This is a genomic window from Streptomyces sp. NPDC059989 (assembly GCF_042736975.1).
Lineage (GTDB): Bacteria > Actinomycetota > Actinomycetes > Streptomycetales > Streptomycetaceae > Streptomyces.
This window is the reverse complement of record NZ_JBHWUO010000006.1, coordinates 1-17,881: the sequence shown is the minus strand read 5'-3', so window position 1 is coordinate 17,881 and position 17,881 is coordinate 1. Positions and strand designations below refer to the sequence as shown.

The following is a 17,881-nucleotide window of genomic DNA, read 5'->3' as shown; positions in this document are numbered from 1 at the left end:
CGGCGACCTCGGCAGTGGACAAGCCGAGCACACAGAACGCTAAGACGCCGCCGGAGCGGCCGACCACCGAGCGGGAGCGGGCGGAAGACGCCGCGCTAGCCGAGGCCAAGCGCACCGGGAAGCCCGTGCCCGTACCGGTCGCGACGACCGAGACCGACACGGTGGTGGCCAATCCGAACGGCACCCTGGGTCTGAGCCGCAGCGTCACACCCGTGCGCACCAAGATCGACGGCAAGTGGACCGACCTGGACGCCGCCCTCGTCAAGGCGGCCGATGGCACACTCCGCCCGAAGGCGGCAGCGAACGGCCTCTCCCTGTCCGGCGGCGGCACCGCGCCACTCGCCACGCTGGACCAGGACGGCAAGCAGCTCGTGCTCAACTGGCCGGAGCCGCTACCGACGCCCGCGGTGGAGGGCGCCAGTGCCCTCTACCGCGAGGTGGTCCCCGGCACCGACCTCAAGGTCACTGCCGACGAGGGCGGCGGGATCTCCCAGATACTCGTCGTGAAGTCCGCCGAGGCCGCCAACCACCCGAAGCTCGCCAAGCTGACCACGGGCCTTAAAGGTCAGGGCGTCACAGTCTCCGCCGACGGCAACGGCAATCTGAAGGCCGCCGATGCCTCGGGCCGTACCGTCTTCCACGCTCCGACCCCGACCATGTGGGACTCCACGGCTCCCGTTCATGCTCCCCTCGCCAAGGCATCGAGCGTCGGCGTGTTCTCCCAGGCCGCCACCAGCCCCGGGAGTACGGACGATCAGCCGGCCAAGTCCGCCTCGGGCAGTGACGGCCCGGGCGACTCCGCCAAGGTCACCCGGCTCCAGACCGATCTCGGCAAGGACTCCCTCGCCCTGACCCCGGACCAGGCCTTCCTGCGCGACCCCTCCACCGCCTACCCGGTCTACATCGACCCGGCCTGGCAGCCCACCAGCCGCGGCACCCAACACTGGGCCTGGGTCCAGGAGGCCTACCCCTCCACCGTCAGCTACGACGACTACGGCAACACCTACGACCCGGGCGTCGGCTACCAGCGCTGGCGGACCAGAACGGGGCTCGAGCGCTACTACATTCAGCTCGACACCAGGGACCTGCGCGACAAGAGCATCAAGAAGGCCTCCTTCTTCGCGACCCAGTCGTACGCCGCCGACGCCGGCTGCGGCAACACGTACAACGTGGACCTGCACTCCACCGGAGACCTGCTCTCCGACATCACCTGGGGCACCCAGCCCCGCGACTGGGAGATCCTGCGCACGACCGCCCTCAACAGCGCGGGCGGCCCCGGTTGCCCCGGCTCCACCACACGCGGCGAGTGGGACGTTCGCGACCACCTCGCCGCGAACGAGTGGCGCGGCAGCATCACCTACGGCCTCTTCGCCTCCAACGAGGCCAAGAGCAGCGGCAACAACTCCTTCAAGCGGTTTACCCGCGACAAGAACAACCTGCCGTTTCTCTACATCGAGTACAACCGGCCCCCGTACAACCCGTGGGACCTCGGCATGCTTCCCGCACCGAAGAACCCGAACGGCAACGGCTGTGGCTGGATCGGCGCCACCAGTTACGGCGGATTCAACATCAGCGCCTGGATAGGCGACCCGGAGAACCAGCCCAACGACGCCCATTTCCTCGTCTACGACACCGCCGGTGACGTCCTCGCCTACGACAGCGGATGGCGCGATCAGGCCAATGGCACTCACCTTGCCGCCGCTTATCCCGAGAACCTCCTGGACGGCCACACTTACTACTGGCGGGTCCAGGGAGGCGACGGCGACATGGCATCCGCCTGGGTCACCGGATGCACCTTCTCCATGGACACACAGCCGCCATCCGTGCCGATAGTGACCTCCGCGGAGTACCCGCCGTCCGGCACCCTGCCGGGCTCCACCAAGCACATAGGCCAGCCTGGCTCCTTCACGGTGAAGTCCACCGATGCCCCCAGCGGTGTCCTGTACTACGAGTGGGCCTTTAACTCTGCCATCCCTGTGGGCGGCGCCAACCGCCTCGACCCCGCCGCCGATGGCACCGCTGCCATCCCCCTCACCCCCACGACCTGGGGCACCAATATCCTGCGCGTCCAGTCCGTAGACCGCGCCGGCAACCGCTCGCAGCAGCAGACGTACACCTTCTACGTGCCGGACGACCCGGCGGCGAAGACGACACTCGGTGACATCACCGGCGACGAGCGCGTCGACTTCACCGCACCCACGGACAATGGCGACCTCGTCGTCTACCCGACCGCCACCGACCCGGCAGCCGCCGGCGTGATCGCCTCCAACGTCGCCAACAGCCCCGGCGGCAAGGGTTGGGGCAACGGCACCCTGATAACCCACCGCGGGGGCAACGGGATCCGTATCGACGACCTGTGGGCCTACCGCGACGGACAGCTCAAGCTCTACCGCAACTCCCTCACCCAGGGCGGCCTGGAAGCCAACGGAGGCCTCTACTACCACGCCTCCAAAGCCCTGACGGTCCAGCGGCCCTACGCGGACGACTGCACCGTCGCCGCCACTGGCCAGCCCTGCGGAACCGAGTACGCCGAGAACTGGACTCGGGTCAAGCAGATCCTTGCCGTTGGTGATGCCCTGCCAGAGGCCGGTGTCACACCTCGCAATGATCTGCTCACCGTAGAGAACGACGGCACGAAGAACTCACTGGTGCTCTTCCAGGGCACCGGCACCACAGGCGACCTGCGGGATCCGATCGTGCTCGTCCTCAGCCCCTCAGGCTGGGACAACCTCACCCTCATCGCCCCCGGCGACGCCACCGGCGACGGCCTCCCCGACCTGTGGGCCCGCGACAACACCACCGGCGACGTCTACCAGTACGCCAACGTCGCCGGGAACCCCGCGGCTCTCGGCGACCACACCAAGCGCACCAAGATCGGCTCCGGCGTCACGGCAGCCACCCACCCGGTCGTCGGCTCCTCCGGCGACACCAGCGCCGACGGCCTCCCCGACCTCTGGGCCCTGGACAACCTCCACCGGCTCCGCACCTGGAACGGCACGGCCACATCCGGCAAGGTCACCGGCTTTGCCGCCGGGCACACGATGGGCGACGCCCGCATCTCCACCTCCCAGTGGAAGCTGAACGAAGCCCAGGGAACCACCGCCGTCGATCTGCGCGGCCGAAACAACGGGACGCTCAGCGCCACAGGCGCCACCAGCGTGGACGACACAGTTGCCGGCACGGCCACCAAGGTCGTCGACCTCAACGGCGCATCCGGCACGGTGACCGCCGCCGGCCCCGGCGTCGACACCACCCGCAGCTTCACCATCTCCACCTGGGCCAAGTCCAGGGAGCGCTCCGTCGTCCTCAGCCAAGACGGACAACACACCAGCGGCTTCATCCTCTGGCACGACCAGGACGGCACCTGGCGCTTCGGAATGTCCAAGAAGGACGACGACACCTGGGACTATGACCAGACCACCACCATGAACGACGCCGCCAGGGTCCAGACGGACGTGTGGACCCAGCTCACCGCCACCTACGACGACCAGACCGGCCTGATTGCCCTGTACGTCAACGGCACCCTCGCCGGTACCGGCCACCACGCCAAGGCCAACACCTGGAACGCCACCGGCCCCCTGGTCATCGGCCGATTCAAGTACCAGAGCAAGCCGGCCTCCTACTTCAACGGCCGGATCAGCAACCTCGCCGTGTACAACCACTCCACCGTCCCCTCCGCAACCCGCACCACCCTGGTCTCGGCGCTCAGCAGCACCAAGTGCGCGGACGACAACTTCGGGCACACGGCCGAGGGCACCCGCATCCAGATCTGGGACTGCAGCACCGACCCAGGCGCCTCGCAGCTGTTCGAGATCCGTGAGAACGGCGAACTGCGTGTGGTGGGCATGTGCGTGGATGCCACGCGCAACGGCACCGCAAACGGCACCCTGGTCCAACTCTGGACCTGCAACGGCGGCGGCGCCCAGCAATGGCTCCCCACCGCCACCAGCGGGTTCTACAACCCGCAGGCCGGCCGCTGCCTGGACCTGCCGTACGGCCGCACCGACAACGGCAATCAACTCGAGCTGTTCGACTGCGGCGGCGGCAACAATCAACGCTGGCTCGCCTCCGGCCTCGCCTCACCCCTGGGAGCCAACGGCTGACGGCTGAGTACCGGCCCGTCTCCACGGCAACCCCGGAGGAGACGGGCCGTCGGTCGACAAGTGTTCGGCTGCGCATCGCCCCGTGCGGAGATCCGCTGCTTCCTGACCGTCACCGCCCCGGAAGCAATGGGCGAAATCACTGAGGGGTCCCGTCCGATTCTTCGATCGGACGGGACCCCTCGCGTGTCTCCTCAGGACGTCAGGACGTGAAGTACCCGCTCAGATCCGCGATCACGTCGACCGAGCCTGTCGCCCAGCTCTTCGTCGCCAGGCAGTTCCGAGAGGATCTCTCTGGCGTAGAGGAGCCCCATCCCGTCGGATCGGAGGAGGCGTTGGGGGTGGCAGGCGCGTGCCTGCTGCTCGCCAATGGCGGCTTGTCTGAACGGGAGGGTTCCCACGGCGCCCTGGTCGCCTTCGTGGCTTGGATGCTGCGCGAGGGCCGGCAGACCGGGAACGGCTATGCTCCGAGCTCCGCCGAGACCCACCTCGCCGCGGTCGTCACCGGCCTGCGCGAGCGCGGGGTCGCCGTCAGTCCGCTGCCCTGCCTTGCGCCGGGGCCCGAGCGCGCTGTCGGCGCCGGTACAGCGCCGTATGGTCCGCCGCGTACGTGCCGTCCGGCAGGAGTCCGTCGGTCAGCTCGAACCGCTCGGGGCCGGCGGGACCGGTCCACGTAACCACCGTCCCGGCCGGCCTGTTGCTGGGCAGGTGGGCGGGCTGGCCGTCGGCGGCCCTGGCGCCGAGCAGGGTGTAGGTGCGTACGGCCCCCGCCGCCGGCGGCACGTCGGTACCGGACTGCCGCCGGCGGAGCCAGCGCCACAGGAAACCGGCTGCCAGGAGGGTGAGGCTGGCGAGCACCCCCGCAATCCAGTTGGTGAGCACGTCGTACATCTCGTCTTGTCCTTCTTCCACGTTGCCGATGAGGGGCGGACCATGGCGAGCCCTCGGAGCTGACCGCCGGACGGCACGGTGCGGGACCGCGGGGTTAGCCCCGCAAGGCCCGCTCCGCGCGGAAACTGTGCTCCACCCCTTCGCGGGGGAACTCCCCGGCTCAACAGCAGCGGCCGGCGCAGCACGGACGCGGTGTTAGGTCTGGCTCTTGATAAGTTGCCTGATCTGCGAGCGGTTCGCGGCCCGCCACGGTGCCACACGGCTCGCCGCGGCCGGGAGCGGAGGTGGCGCGTTCCTCGATGCCTCAGTTTGTCAGTCGGAGGACATTTGTTCGTTTTCGTGTGTGCGGGGTGCGGCGCTGAGCTGACCATTCCGCTGTCCCAGGTCGCCCTGCCGGTCCAGGCCCATCAGAAGTACGGGAACGGGACTCAGCTCCCGGTGCTCATGGAGTCAGGCACGTGCGCCGTGGATCCGGAGCCTTGGGGGCCGCCGTGGCGGAAGTGGGAGGAGATCCATCCGGACGAGGCGGCCGCCCGCGGTGTCTACGCGCCGGTCTACGCCCTGTCCGACGGCGCGCCCGGCGCGATCGTCATCGCGCCCGGCGACGCACACGGCACCGTACTGATCCCGGAAAATCGCGGAGGCGGCTACTGCTGCGGCCTCGACGGGGCCGCCGGCCCCAACGTGGCCTGCATGGCGTGTGCCCTGCCCGTGGCGAGCCGGATCGACGACTGCTCGCTCTGGCAGGCGATGTGGCTCGCCCCGGGCGCCGTACGTCGCCTCCCCGTCGACGGCGCCGGCGCCGCGTCGCTTTCCTGGGCGGAGCTGATGGCGGAGGGCAAGGGCACACCCCCGTTCGAGCCGATCGCCGCGTGGGGGTCGCGGCTGGGAGTTGGCCACTGGTCGAACCACCGGTGGTCGTGGAGCCCGCAGTGGGAGGCGGCGGCCGGCCGGGCACTCGCCCACCTGCTGGTCGCCTCGGAGGGTCGGCCCGTGGCGGTCCCGGACGGCTTGACCTCGGAGGTGTTCCGGCGCGCGCTCGACGCCCTGCTGTCCGCGGGGCCGCCGGAGCGGCGCGCCGTCCTGGCCGGACCGGGACGGCCGGTTCCGCACGGGGATGCCGACATCCTCCTCGTGCCGTCCCATCCGCAGACGGGGGAGGTCTGGGGCGCGGCTGACCCGGCGGCGTACCTGGTGCCGCTGCCGTTCGGGGTGTGGCTGCGGCTGGCCTTCCCCGAGACGGACCCGCCCGTCCCCACGTCGGGCGGCCTCCCCGACGGTGTCCTCCGCGACGACTTCGACCCACCCGCGCCGCGCCCCCGCCACCTGTTCCGAGCCGACCCGGAAACCTTCCGGCACACCCTGGTCCGGCTGCCGGAGGTCCGCAGCCCGTGGCTGCTCGAGATCCTCGACAACCTCACGCAGTACATGCGCGCCGGCTACTTCTAGCCCGCAACCCGGTCACCCGGTCACCTGGTCGGTCGAGTGGCTGCGTAGGTCAGCCACGGCCCAGCGCGCGCCGCAGCCTGCTCTTGGCCGGACGCTCGGCAACCGGGGTCTCGACCGTGTGCTCCAACTCGGCGACGGAGATCCGGACATGGGCCGTGGACGTGGTGGGGCTGTTCGAATCGTCAGGCCAGTCGGAGTGACCGACCTTCACGAGCCAGCCCCCCGTCTCCGCGGTCCAGAACACCCGTCGGCCGTACGCCTCGGGCTCCCGGGCCCCGTAACCGGAGTGAGTGCACGTACGGGCCGGCTCGGCGGCCCTCGGCGATGGCTCCGTCCCGACCGTCGGCGACCCGGATCGTACGGACCAACTCGCAGCGGGAATCTCCCCTTACGGGAGCCTCCACCAGAACCCACCAGAACCCACCAGCCCCCGTCGCCACTCATCCCAGCCGCCTCTCGGCGACGGCCTTCATGAACGTGGTAGAGGCTGCCGTCGGGGCGGGGAAGAGGGTGTCGGCAGGGCGCTCTTGACCGTGCTCGCCGACCTCGGCGGCGGTCCTGTGCTGGTCTTCGGGAAACACCTTCACGCCGGCAACCGTCGCAGGTTCAGCCCTTCCGGACAACCTGATACTCCGCCGGCAAGGGATCCCGAATCCCGCTTCAAGTGCCGCCGACAGCCGCCGAATCGCACGGCCGCCTGTTGCCCGCATCCCGCGCGAGGCGCTCTCCTGCGCCGGGGTGGGCGATGCGGCGCGCGGTGAAAACGGTGGCGATCCGGGCCCTCGCCGTGGGCGGGGACCGCGGCCGTCGGCAGGGTGCCGGTTCTTCAGAAGACCTTGGTCCTTTGAGGATCGCCGGGCGCGAACACTCTCCCCCGACTGGCTGCGAGCGGTACCGGAACTCGCCAAGGGCGACCCCCGCGTGATTTAATAAACGAACGAGCATTTATTAATGGAGGGTGGCGGTGATGGGACGTCCCCGAGGGGTCGAGGATGCGGTGATCCTGCGTGCGGCGGCGCAGGTCATGGGTCGGGTGGGTCCTGCGGGTCTCACGTTGGCCGCCGTGGCGCGCGAGGTGGGGTTGGTGCCGGCGACCCTGGTGCAGCGATTCGGTTCCAAGCACGGTCTCCTGCTGGCACTCGCCGACCTGTCCGAGAGGGACGCGGGCGAGATGGCCGGGCGAGTGCGTCAGTCGCACGACTCGGCGCTCGGGGCCTTGGCGGCGCTGACGGTGGAGTCGGCGGCTGCGATGGCCACGCCGGAGAGCTTCGCCAATCATCTGGCGTTCTTGTGCATGGATCTCGGCGATCCGCAGCTGTACGAGCGTGCGCTGGCCATTCACCGCACCCAGAAGCGCGCGATCGAGGAACTGCTGACGGAGGCGGCCGGTACGGGCGAGCTCCGCGCCGGAACCGATGCCGCGGCGTTGGCCCGCACCGTACAGGCGGTCATCGCCGGTGCGGGCCTGACGTGGGCACTCGAACGCGAAGGCACCCTTGAACAGCGGCTCCGGCACGAGCTCGACGTCGCGCTGTCCCCTCACCTTCCGCCCCGAAACAGCCACGACCTGGAGGAATCATGACGAGCGACGTACGCCCGCTGGCCGGCAAGGTGGCCCTGGTCGCCGGCGGTACCCGGGGCGGCGGACGGGGCATCGCCGTCGAACTCGGCGCCGCCGGCGCGACGGTGTACGTCACCGGCCGCAGCAGCACCGGCGGGCGCTCCGACCTGGGCCGCCCGGAAACCATCGAGCAGACCGCCGAGAAGGTCACCGCCGCGGGCGGCCTGGGCATTCCCGTCCGAACCGACCACAGTCGTCCCGACGAGGTCCAGGCCCTCGTCGGGAAGATCAGCGCCGAACAGGACGGACAGCTCGACATCCTGGTCAACTCCGTATGGGGCGGAGACCCGCTGACCGACTGGGAACACCCGTTGTGGGAGCAGGACCTGGACACCGGCCTACGACTGCTGCGGCAGGCGGTGGAGACCCACGTCATCACGAGCCGGTTCGCGCTTCCCCTCATGGTCGCCCGCAAGAGCGGCCTGGTCGTGGAGGTCACCGATGGCAACACCTCCCGCTACCGCGGCACGTTCTTCTACGACCTGGCGAAGTCGGCGGTCATCCGCCTCGCCGTCGCGCAGGCCGCCGAGCTCAAGCCCCATGGCGTCGCGGCGGTGGCCATCACACCCGGCTTCCTGCGCTCGGAGGCACTGCTGGAACACTTCGGTGTCACGGAGGCCAACTGGCGCGAAGGCGCGGCCCAGGACCCGAACTTCGCCCACTCCGAGACCCCGGCCTACCTCGGCCGGGCCGTCGCCGCGCTGGCCGCCGATCCGGACGTCATGGCCAAGTCCGGACGGGCCCTGGCCACCTGGGGCCTGTACCAGGAGTACGGCTTCACCGACGCCGACGGCACGCAACCGGACTTCGCCGCCCACTGGGCCGAGAACCTCCAAGAGCAGTACGGCCCCCTCGGAGACCCGCTGTAACCCTGGCCGGCGAGGGGCAGCGGCCGGATGCCGCCCAGGCCGTAGCGCTCTACCAGCGGCTCGGATTTCAGGTTCCGCCGCCCAGCGTGCCGGCGCCGGCGCCCCGTGAGGGTGCCGCGCCGGAGCCGTTCGGGGCAGCGAACACGCACGCCGACCTGTCCCGGAGCTTCGTCGAGTTGGTGACCCCGGTGAAGCCCGGGAACATGGCGGGCCTGCCACCTGACGCGCGGATCGTTCCGCTCCAGGCGCCGCCGGAGCAGATCCCCCTGGTCCTCTCGCGGATCGAGGCGACCAGCGCCCGGCTTGGCGGATGGCGTGATCGTTTCGAAGGGCTCCACATCCTGATGTTCTCCTCGCCGGACGCCGACGGCGCACGGACAACTCCCCCTGGTTCGCGAGCGGTACGAGTGGTATCTGGGCCGGCCGATCTCCGCAGAGGGGCCGGTCACCCTCCTGACCGAGGCGGACCTCCCGGATCTGCTGCCGGGTGAGGCTCCGCCCGCGCTCCCGGCGCTTGTCGCCTGCACAGTTGCCGTCCCTGACATTGCTCTGGTGCGTGCGCTGCTTGCGGAGAACGCACTGCCCGTACGCGAGACGGCCCGAGGGGAACTCTTCGTTCCGGCCAAAGCGGCCCTCGGTTCAGCCCTGATCTTCCGGGAGATCTGAGTGCTTGATGAAGGGCCTCGGAAGCCCAGGTCGGAGGAGGTTCCGGAACGGGCCATCCGTCCGGTTCAAGCGCTGTGCCTCTAGACTTCAGGGTCAACGTTTCGCAAAGCCATGTACGGGGCGGGGGAGCCCCGTACACGACGATTGGGTAGCCAGTGCTTCTGAAAACGTTCGGCTGGTCGTTCGCGGTCACCGCGGTCGGCCTGATCGCGGCGGTGTTATACGGGGGGTGGGCCGGCTTCGGGATCGTGGCGATCCTGTCCATCCTCGAAATCTCGGTGTCCTTCGACAACGCCGTGGTCAACGCCGGGATCCTGAAGAAGATGAATGCCTTCTGGCAGAAGATCTTCCTCACCGTCGGTGTCCTGATCGCGGTCTTCGGGATGCGCCTGGTCTTCCCCGTCGTGATCGTCGCCGTCAGTGCCAAGATCGGTCCGATCGAAGCGGTACGGCTCGCGCTGGACGACAAGGACAAGTACCAGCAGCTGGTGACCGACGCCCACCCGTCGATCGCCGCCTTCGGCGGCATGTTCCTCCTGATGATCTTCCTCGACTTCATCTTCGAGGACCGCGACATCAAGTGGCTCGCGTGGCTGGAGCGCCCGCTCGCCAAGCTCGGCAAGATCAACATGCTCTCCGTCTGCATCGCGCTGATCGTGCTGCTCGCCTCCGCGATGACCTTCGCCACCAACGCCCACCAGTACGGCGGCATCCACGCGGACAAGGCGGAAACCGTCCTGATCGCCGGCATCGCGGGCTTGATCACCTACCTGGTCGTCGGCGGTCTCTCCGGATACTTCGAGAACAAGCTCGAGGAAGAGGAGGAGCGCGAGCACGAGGCCGAGGAAGCGGCCAGGACGAGCGGCACGAAGGTCCCGGCGGTCGTGGTGGCCGGCAAGGCCGCGTTCTTCCTGTTCCTCTACCTGGAGGTCCTGGACGCGTCCTTCTCCTTCGACGGCGTCATCGCCGCCTTCGCGATCACCAACGACATCGTCCTGATGTCGCTCGGCCTCGGCATCGGCGCGATGTACGTCCGCTCGCTCACGGTCTACCTGGTCCGCCAGGGCACCCTCGACGACTACGTCTACCTGGAGCACGGCGCGCACTACGCCATCGGCGCGCTCGCGGTGATCCTGCTCATCACCATCCAGCACGAGATCCACGAGGTCATCACGGGCCTCGTCGGCGTCGTCCTGATCGCCTGGTCCTTCATCTCCTCGGTCCGGCGCAACCGCAGGCTGGCGGCGGCCGAGGCGAAGGGCACGGGGTCCGACGAGAGGGTCGAGGTCTCCTCCGGCGTCTGAGCCGCCGGGCTGCCTGCGCGGACGGAGTGTGCGGGAGCGTGCCCACGGCCGGGCGACCGACCGCCTCGCCGCCGACCGCCTACGCGTTCGTCAGTCCCTGTCCGAGATCCCGAGGAGCGGAGGTCTTGGCAGAGACGTCGGTGTGATGGAGCGCCTTGGGCGGGCCGGCGGCGAGGAAGGCCGTGTGGGCGGGGCAGCACACACCGGACACACCGCTTCCTCACCGCGTTTGGCCCGAGTCTGCATTGGCCGTCCCGACCACCGAGGCCAGGGTGCAGCCCACTGACCGTGATGGTCTTGGCTGGGTGAGGATGCGAGTCCGGAGGAGGGCGAACGAGGCTCCGCCGTGAACTCGACCGTCGCGGTCGCGGTCGCGACACGACCGGACCTCAGGAGCGGGGCCCTGCCGGCAGATCAGTCCGCGCGTTCCAGCCCGAGGGCGCTACCCACCGGGTTCGCTCGCCACATCGCGCTGACCTGCGGCAGCGATGCGATGAGCGTGGCGATCCGGGCCAGCGCTGCGGCCCGTTCAGGACCGATGGGATCGAAGTCAAAGCCGATGCTGTTGGTCCAGGCCACATCGCCCAGGTCGGCCCAGGTCGGCCCAGGCCGGAGCGTCGGCGAAGAACAGCTCGAGCTCTACGTGCCAGAGCTGCGGCTGCCAGTACTCGTCATCCTGGTCACCCTCGTCGCTCACCGCGAACTGCCTGGTGAAGACCAGTGCGGGGCGGTCATCGTTCCCACTCCACCGACCCCACTGCACGATGAACCCGTCGCCATCGTCCTCCGCGGGCTCAATCCCACCGATCTGCTCCTGGACGAACTCCTGAAACGCGGACCAGGCCCGCGCAACGTCGTCGACCGCATCCGGGTCGAGTCCATGACGTCGAAGGATCAGGGCGAACAGCTGAGGACTGTTCCTCCAGTGCGTGGCCATGCCGGATGCTAACCGATCGTCGCGGGCGCCAGGACGGCACGTAGGCGGCGCTGCCTGTCCCTGCAACCGTGTGTTGAGCTGCCACGTCCAGAGGGCATGAGGGAAAACACTCCAGGGCGGACCGGTATGAAGCCGGAGAACGAGCGCCAGGCCAGATACTTCTTCGCCGGCCTCGGTGCAGTGACCGGGCTGGCTGTCTGGGTACCACGCGCCGCGTTCAGTATCGACGGGGGATTCGAGGGCCACGCTCGCGATCTGAGCGTGGTCTTCGTCGACCTGCCGCTCATCTTGCTCGGCGGCGTGCTGGTGCCGCTCATCTCCTGGGCCTTGGCCATCAGGCGGGTGCCGCCTTGGGCTGGGGCGGTCGCGGCCTTGGCCGCGCTTGCGCTCGCGGGGTGGGGTCTTACCGAGTGGTGGACCCCTCGGCAGCATCCGGACCCCGGCTACGACATACCCGGGATGTGACAGCGTCCACTGGTCGCCACACCCCCGCCGGGCTCGGCGTCGAGGCGAGCAGAGAGCGAGCCGCACCTCGCCGTACGGGCGCACGCCCCGGAACAGCGGGGTCAGGCTACGTCGGTCGGCCGGGAGGTGGGGACGTCCGTGGGTTCGGCGGGAACGCGCGGGTGGACTGCGGCGAGGCGGCGGGCTTCGGCCGTGACCTCAGCATCGATCCGAGCCAGTGCTTCGTCGCCGTCGTCGCCGTCGCCGCCGTATTCGAGGAAGGCGTACTCGTCATCGAGTTCGGCGAGCCGTACTGTCAGGGGCAGCTCATACCCGTAGCGCTGGTTGATCCGGAAAGTGAGCTCCCAAGGTTTCAGCTCACCGGCCAGCATGCGTCGTGCGAGCGCTCGCGCGACGGCTTCTTGGCCGGCCTCGCCGGCGGCCGGATGGAGAACGAGGCCGAGCTCATCGAGTGCTCCGGGGAGCAAGTCGTACACGTCATAGTCCGCCTCGGCGCGGGTGCAGGCTGCCAGCACCCGAAGTCCGGGGCTGTCCAGGCCGGCGACGAGCGCGTCACAGGCCGCGCTGACGACATCGCTTGCGGGGATCTCGCCCACGCTCCAGAGAATGGCGCGGTCCTGTAGTTCGCTGGCTGCTGCTTCGGTCGACGGCATGTACCCATGTTCGCTTCAATCTCGGATCCCGGTCGAACAGGTTTGACTGGTGCTTCTGCTCGGCAGCTTTCACGGTGTTGTTGCGGGGAGCGCCACGCGTCGGGCTTCGGACCGCTCTGAGTTACAGCAGCCGGCGCAAGGGCGGCCATCGGGATTTGGCAGACCCCGCGTGGTCGGCAGCCCTACCGTACGGACATACGGCGCTGCATGCGGCAGTCATCAAGGAGGATCCAGTGTCATCGTCCTGCGACCCCGAGTACGCTCCTGCCGGCGATGTGGGTGGGGCGCTCATGGTGATCGATTCCCGGCTCAAAGCGATCTACGACGGCAAGGTCGACCCCGATCCCGAGCAGCGGCTGCTGATGGACCAGTACCTCGCGTCCTTGGGGCCCGGGGGAGCGCAGGACCTGCTCGACGGCGCCTGCACGCTCATCTACATGTTCATGACGTGGCTGCGGAAGGCGCACGAGGACCACGACAAGGACGTCATCGAGTACGTGGTGCCCAACCTCGTGGCGACGATGCGCACGATGCCCCGGAGCGTCCGCCCCGAGGCCATCCCCACCATGGCCGCCATGGTCATCGCGGCAGGTACCGGCCTGAGCCCCAGCCTGTGGCGCCGGCAGTACGGGGAGTGGACCGACGAGGAGATGAATCCCCTGGAAGCCACCGCCTTCCTGCTCGCGGAGCACATCAACCGGATCACAGGCGACCGCGACTACGCCACACGCATGATCACCAACGCGCTGTCCAGCGCGGAGCAGGACTGACACATGGGAGTCCGAGCGCGACCCTTCAGTGGCTTCGGCGGGCGTTGAGCCGGGCGGCCTGGCGCGTCAGGTGGTCGCGTTCGGGGAGGTTGGGTGCCTTGTGGGCCGCCTCGGCGTACAGCCGTGCCGCCGTCTCCAGGTCGCCGTCGCGCTCGTTGAGGTACGCCGCCACCGCGGTGTGGCGGGGCAGTGAGTCGTCCAGCGCGGCGAGCGCCGCCAGGCCGGCGGGCGGTCCGTCGGCCTCCCCGACGGCGACCGCGCGGTTGAGCCGGACGACCGGGCTGTCGGTCAGGCGCGCGAGCTCGTCGTACCACTCGACGATCTGCACCCAGTCGGTCTCCCCGGCGGTGGGCGCGTCGGCGTGGAGGGCCGCGATGGCGGCCTGGGCCTGGAACTCGCCCAGCCGGTCGCGGGCGAGGGCCGCCTGGAGGATCCCGACGCCCTCGGCGATCAACGCGGTGTCCCACCGGCCGCGGTCCTGCTCGGCGAGCGGCACCAGGCTGCCGTCGGACGCGGTCCGGGCGGCACGGCGGGCGTGGTGGAGCAGCATGAGGGCGAGCAGCCCGGCCACCTCGGGGTGGTCGATGCGGGCAGCGAGCTGCCGGGTGAGGCGGATGGCCTCGGCGGCGAGGTCGACGTCGCCGGAGTAGCCCTCGTTGAAGACGAGGTAGAGGACGCGCAGCACGGTGGCGACGTCGCCGGGCCGGTCGAAGCGACGCACGCCGGAGACGGTCCGTTTGGCCCGGCTGATGCGCTGCGCCATGGTCGCCTCGGGCACCAGGTAGGCCTCGGCGATCTGGCGGGTGGTCAGCCCGCCGACGGCGCGCAGCGTGAGCGCGACCGCCGATGCCGGCGTCAGCGACGGGTGGGCGCACAGGAAGTAGAGCTGGAGCGTGTCGTCCGCCGCGGGCGCGGGGCCGGGCGCCGGCTCCTCCTCGACGCGGTCCTCACGCCGGCGGCGGGCCGCGTCGGCGCGCGTCGCGTCGAGGAACTTGCGCCAGGCCACGGTGACCAGCCAGCCCTTGGCATCCCGCGGCGGGTCGGCCGCCCAGACGCGGAGCGCCTCGACCAGGGCGTCCTGTACGGCGTCCTCGGCCGCCGCGAAGTCGGCTCCGCGGCGGACGAGGATGCCGAGCACGCTCGGCGTGAGGCTCCTGAGCAGGGCCTCGTCCATCGGTGAGGTCATTCCGTGATGGTGGGGTGCGCGCCCAGGAACGGGCGCACCTCGAGCCACTCGTGGATCGGCTTCCCGCCCGCCCCGGGGGCGGCCGACAGCTCTCCGGCCAGCTCGACGGCGCGCTCGTAACTGTCGACGTCGATGATCATCCAGCCGGCGATGAGGTCCTTGGTCTCCGCGAACGGTCCGTCGGTGACCGGCGGGCGCCCCTCGCCGTCGTAGCGGACCCACGCTCCCTCGGGGGCGAGCGCCTGACCGTCGACGAATTCGCCCGTCTTCTCCAGCCGGGCCGCGAAGTCGTTCATGTACTGCACATGCGCCGAGATCTCCTCCGGGCTCCACTGGTCCATCGCGACGTCGTTGACCGGAGCCGGGGCGCCGCGGTAGTGCTTCAGCAGCAGGTACTTCGCCATCGTGGTACTCCTCGGTGCTCGTGCGACCCATTGTGGTCGCGTTCACCCCGGGGACGGAGCCGGACGCGGATTCTCGACATCTCCGTCCTGCAACATCTTTTAGTACGTTCGCCGTATGCACACCACACTGACGGAGCACGCCCGGTGCGTCTGGGGCGACGAGTACGGCCCGAGGCCCCCTTGCGAAGCCCGCGAGCACCACTGGATGTACTTCGTCGAAGAGCTGACCTTCGCCGACGCGGACGCGATCCTCGCCATGCTGCGCGAGTTGTGCCCGCACCTGGTCGACGGCCTCCTGCCGGTGTGGGTCCGCAACCTCGCCTACCGCCTCATCCTGCTCCAGCGGCCCGACGACCCGGCGATGATCCGGGAGGCGGCCCTCAACCTGGAGGCGTACGGCCCGTCCTGGGACGACATCGCCGAGGACCTCCGCGCCCGGGCGGACGCCCTGGACCCGGAGGGCGCCAAGCCCTGGGGGAAGATCTAGTTCTCCCGGCCCCGCAGGTGGGCGAGGACCGCCAGGACCCGGCGGTTGCCGTCCGTGGGGTCCAGGTCGAGCTTCGTGAAGATGCTGGACGCGTGCTTGACCACGGCGGCCTCGGTGATGAACAGCCGGCCCGCCAGGGCCTGGTTGTTGAGGCCCTCGGCCATCAGCGTCAGCACCTCCCGCTCGCGGGGGGTGAGCCGGGCCAGCGGGCGGTCCTCGGACTGCCGGCTGAGCAGGACCCGGACGACCTCCGGGTCGATGACCGTCTGGCCCGCGGCGACGCGCCGCAGGGCGTCCAGGAACTCGGCCACCTCGCCCACCCGGTCCTTGAGGAGGTAGCCCAGCCCGGTCGCCGAGGCGCCGGTGAACAGCTGGGTCGCGTACGCCGTGGCGACGTACTGCGAGAGCACGAGCACCGGCAACGAGGCGTCCCTGGCGCGGAGTTCGAGCGCGGCCCGCAGGCCCTCGTCGCGGAAGCCGGGCGGCATCCGTACATCGGTGACGACGATGTCGGGCCGCTCCGCCTCCACCGCCCGCACCAGCTCCCCGGCGTCGCCGACGGCGGCGAGCACCTGATGGCCGCCGCGGGTCAGCAGTTCCGTCAGACCCGCGCGCAGCAGTACGGAGTCCTCCGCGAGGATCAGCCGGAGCACGGGACCTCCACGCGCAGTTCGGTCGGTCCGCCCACCGGACTGGACACCACCAGCCTGCCCTTCAACATCGCCACCCTGTCCGCGAGACCCGCCAGGCCCGCTCCCGCGCCGGGATCGGCCCCGCCGCGGCCGTCGTCGGTGATGGAGAGAGTGAGCCGGTCACCCTCGACCCTACCCAGGACGGCGACGCGCGAGGCGCCGCTGTGCTTGGCCGCGTTGGCCAGCGCCTCCGTGACGGTGAAGTACGCCGTGATCTCCACGGAGTCGGCCAGCCGCGGCACGCCGTCGAGGTCCACGGTCACCGGGACCGGATGGCGCTGCGCCACCTCGGCCACGGCCGCCGCCAGCCCGTGGTCGGTCAGGACCTGCGGGTGGATTCCCCGTACGAGGTCGCGCAGTTGCTCCAGGGCCACCTTGGCCTCGCCGCGGCCGCGGGCCACGAGAGCGGCGGCCCCGGCGGCCTCCGGGAGGGAGCGCAGCTCCAGCTCGGCGAGGCCCAGGGTCATGCTGAGCGCGACCAGCTGCTGCTGGGCGCCGTCGTGCAGGTCCCGCTCGATGCGCCGGCGTTCGGCCTCGAAGGCGTCGACGAGCCGGACCCGGGATCGGGTGAGCTCCAGGACACGGGCGTCCTCCTCGCGCGGCCCGAGCAGCAGCCGGGCCGTCTTGACCTGGGCCGCGGCGAGCAGGGCGCCCGCGTACGCCGTCGCCACCAGCCCGGCCAGCCCCACCGCCGTGCCGCCGAGCGCCTCCAGGGGACCGGAGACGGCCCTGCCGGGGATCAGCATCACCGGCTCCGGTGCGAGGGCCCACACGACGGCCGGGGAGACGACGAGGATCAGGGAGAACGCGAGCAGCGTGACCACCCCGAACCCGGCGGCCCCGAAGACCGGCCCGAGCAGGGCGGCGTACCCGAACTCCCGCCAGGTGGCCCGCTCGCGCAGCCGCGTCCGCAGCCAGGCCGCGGGGCCGGCCCCGGCGAGCGAGGTGTGCGGATCCGGCACGGGTACGGGCTCCACCCAGCGCAGCCGCCACCGCTCCAGCGCCCCGAGCGGTACCCCGCAGACGGCGGCGCAGAGCAGGAGCAGCAGCCCGATCCCGGCCACGGCCAGTACGACCCCGAGCCCGACGAGGAGTACGAGCGCGACCAGCAGCGGGTACCCGATGAGGAAGCCGCTCGCCAGATATCCCCAACACCGCCAGGGCCACCAGGAGAAGAGGAAGCGGGCCGGTCGCCGCACGGCGGCCCAGACGGCCACGGGCGGCCCGTCGGCCGGATGCGGGAGGGGCTGGGGGTGGGGGACGGGGAGGGAGGCGGACATGTGCCCCCAGTTTAGTGCTGTGGCCGGGAAGGTTTGCCGGGTCGCGGTGTCCGGTGCGGTGCATCGCAAGGCGGAGGACCGCGGCTCGTACTGGACGTACTTGCGTG

General features: G+C 70.2%; 16 protein-coding genes. 9 read left to right on the top strand and 7 right to left on the bottom strand.

The annotated features are described in order from the left end of the window. The first annotated feature begins 14 nt into the window (after positions 1–14). Positions 15–4,103 (top strand): ricin-type beta-trefoil lectin domain protein, encoded by a 4,089-nt coding sequence (locus ACFWBN_RS07280; protein ID WP_385171948.1) that lies wholly within the window; start codon positions 15–17, stop codon positions 4,101–4,103. A gap of 528 nt (positions 4,104–4,631) precedes the next feature. Here the strand turns inward: ACFWBN_RS07280 and ACFWBN_RS07275 are convergent. After that, entirely contained in the window at positions 4,632–5,012 is a 381-nt protein-coding gene (locus ACFWBN_RS07275; protein ID WP_385171945.1) for a hypothetical protein, read from the bottom strand. Between the two features lie 306 nt (positions 5,013–5,318). Here ACFWBN_RS07275 and ACFWBN_RS07270 point away from each other — a divergent pair, with 306 nt between their 5' ends. Then, positions 5,319–6,440 carry a hypothetical protein gene (locus tag ACFWBN_RS07270; RefSeq protein WP_385171943.1) on the top strand — a complete coding sequence of 374 codons (1,122 nt, stop codon included), beginning with the start codon at positions 5,319–5,321 and terminating at the stop codon, positions 6,438–6,440. 49 nt (positions 6,441–6,489) lie between these two features. Here ACFWBN_RS07270 and ACFWBN_RS07265 read toward each other — a convergent pair whose 3' ends face one another. Further along, positions 6,490–6,684 (bottom strand): hypothetical protein, encoded by a 195-nt coding sequence (locus ACFWBN_RS07265; RefSeq protein ID WP_385171940.1) that lies wholly within the window; start codon positions 6,682–6,684, stop codon positions 6,490–6,492. Positions 6,685–7,407: 723 nt separating this feature from the next. On the opposite strand from ACFWBN_RS07265, the gene ACFWBN_RS07260 reads away from it, so the two are divergent. The 5 genes from ACFWBN_RS07260 (at position 7,408) to ACFWBN_RS07240 (ending at position 12,302) form a co-directional block, all read left to right on the top strand. Continuing rightward, positions 7,408–8,022: a TetR/AcrR family transcriptional regulator gene (locus tag ACFWBN_RS07260; RefSeq protein ID WP_385171937.1), complete on the top strand. Its 615-nt coding sequence runs from the start codon at positions 7,408–7,410 to the stop codon at positions 8,020–8,022. After that, a complete protein-coding gene (locus ACFWBN_RS07255; protein ID WP_385171934.1) occupies positions 8,019–8,930 on the top strand; it encodes an SDR family oxidoreductase in 912 nt (303 codons plus the stop codon). The genes ACFWBN_RS07260 and ACFWBN_RS07255 overlap by 4 nt, the downstream gene beginning before the upstream one ends. Positions 8,931–9,751: 821 nt before the next feature. Further along, the gene (locus ACFWBN_RS07250) at positions 9,752–10,900 is read left to right on the top strand and encodes a DUF475 domain-containing protein (RefSeq protein ID WP_385171931.1); all 1,149 of its coding nucleotides are present in this window, start codon (positions 9,752–9,754) and stop codon (positions 10,898–10,900) included. A 346-nt stretch (positions 10,901–11,246) separates the two neighbouring features. After that, positions 11,247–11,849, top strand: coding sequence for a hypothetical protein (locus tag ACFWBN_RS07245; RefSeq protein ID WP_385171929.1), 603 nt, complete (start codon positions 11,247–11,249; stop codon positions 11,847–11,849). A gap of 114 nt (positions 11,850–11,963) precedes the next feature. Then, positions 11,964–12,302: a hypothetical protein gene (locus ACFWBN_RS07240; RefSeq protein WP_385171926.1), complete on the top strand. Its 339-nt coding sequence runs from the start codon at positions 11,964–11,966 to the stop codon at positions 12,300–12,302. A gap of 101 nt (positions 12,303–12,403) precedes the next feature. Here ACFWBN_RS07240 and ACFWBN_RS07235 read toward each other — a convergent pair whose 3' ends face one another. After that, a complete protein-coding gene (locus ACFWBN_RS07235; protein WP_385171923.1) occupies positions 12,404–12,955 on the bottom strand; it encodes a hypothetical protein in 552 nt (183 codons plus the stop codon). 233 nt (positions 12,956–13,188) lie between these two features. On the opposite strand from ACFWBN_RS07235, the gene ACFWBN_RS07230 reads away from it, so the two are divergent. Next, positions 13,189–13,725: a hypothetical protein gene (locus ACFWBN_RS07230; protein ID WP_385171920.1), complete on the top strand. Its 537-nt coding sequence runs from the start codon at positions 13,189–13,191 to the stop codon at positions 13,723–13,725. 25 nt (positions 13,726–13,750) lie between these two features. Here ACFWBN_RS07230 and ACFWBN_RS07225 read toward each other — a convergent pair whose 3' ends face one another. Both ACFWBN_RS07225 and ACFWBN_RS07220 read right to left on the bottom strand, forming a co-directional pair. Next, the gene (locus tag ACFWBN_RS07225; RefSeq protein WP_385172393.1) at positions 13,751–14,899 is read right to left on the bottom strand and encodes an RNA polymerase sigma factor; all 1,149 of its coding nucleotides are present in this window, start codon (positions 14,897–14,899) and stop codon (positions 13,751–13,753) included. 8 nt (positions 14,900–14,907) lie between these two features. Then, positions 14,908–15,315: a YciI family protein gene (locus ACFWBN_RS07220; RefSeq protein ID WP_385171917.1), complete on the bottom strand. Its 408-nt coding sequence runs from the start codon at positions 15,313–15,315 to the stop codon at positions 14,908–14,910. 115 nt (positions 15,316–15,430) lie between these two features. Here ACFWBN_RS07220 and ACFWBN_RS07215 point away from each other — a divergent pair, with 115 nt between their 5' ends. Next, positions 15,431–15,802 carry a hypothetical protein gene (locus ACFWBN_RS07215; RefSeq protein WP_385171914.1) on the top strand — a complete coding sequence of 124 codons (372 nt, stop codon included), beginning with the start codon at positions 15,431–15,433 and terminating at the stop codon, positions 15,800–15,802. Here the strand turns inward: ACFWBN_RS07215 and ACFWBN_RS07210 are convergent. Continuing rightward, positions 15,799–16,455: a response regulator gene (locus tag ACFWBN_RS07210; RefSeq protein ID WP_385171910.1), complete on the bottom strand. Its 657-nt coding sequence runs from the start codon at positions 16,453–16,455 to the stop codon at positions 15,799–15,801. The genes ACFWBN_RS07215 and ACFWBN_RS07210 overlap by 4 nt on opposite strands. Next, a complete protein-coding gene (locus tag ACFWBN_RS07205) occupies positions 16,443–17,774 on the bottom strand; it encodes a sensor histidine kinase (RefSeq protein WP_385171907.1) in 1,332 nt (443 codons plus the stop codon). Before ACFWBN_RS07205 ends, ACFWBN_RS07210 begins: the two co-directional genes overlap by 13 nt. Positions 17,775–17,881: the final 107 nt, after the last annotated feature.

Coding starts and splice junctions, on each gene's coding strand:
- ACFWBN_RS07235 (WP_385171923.1), bottom strand. CDS start 12,955: ATGCCGTCGACCGAAGCAGCAGCCAGCGAACTACAGGACCGCGCCATT.
- ACFWBN_RS07260 (WP_385171937.1), top strand. CDS start 7,408: ATGGGACGTCCCCGAGGGGTCGAGGATGCGGTGATCCTGCGTGCGGCG.
- ACFWBN_RS07205 (WP_385171907.1), bottom strand. CDS start 17,774: ATGTCCGCCTCCCTCCCCGTCCCCCACCCCCAGCCCCTCCCGCATCCG.
- ACFWBN_RS07220 (WP_385171917.1), bottom strand. CDS start 15,315: ATGGCGAAGTACCTGCTGCTGAAGCACTACCGCGGCGCCCCGGCTCCG.
- ACFWBN_RS07240 (WP_385171926.1), top strand. CDS start 11,964: ATGAAGCCGGAGAACGAGCGCCAGGCCAGATACTTCTTCGCCGGCCTC.
- ACFWBN_RS07255 (WP_385171934.1), top strand. CDS start 8,019: ATGACGAGCGACGTACGCCCGCTGGCCGGCAAGGTGGCCCTGGTCGCC.
- ACFWBN_RS07215 (WP_385171914.1), top strand. CDS start 15,431: ATGCACACCACACTGACGGAGCACGCCCGGTGCGTCTGGGGCGACGAG.
- ACFWBN_RS07225 (WP_385172393.1), bottom strand. CDS start 14,899: ATGGACGAGGCCCTGCTCAGGAGCCTCACGCCGAGCGTGCTCGGCATC.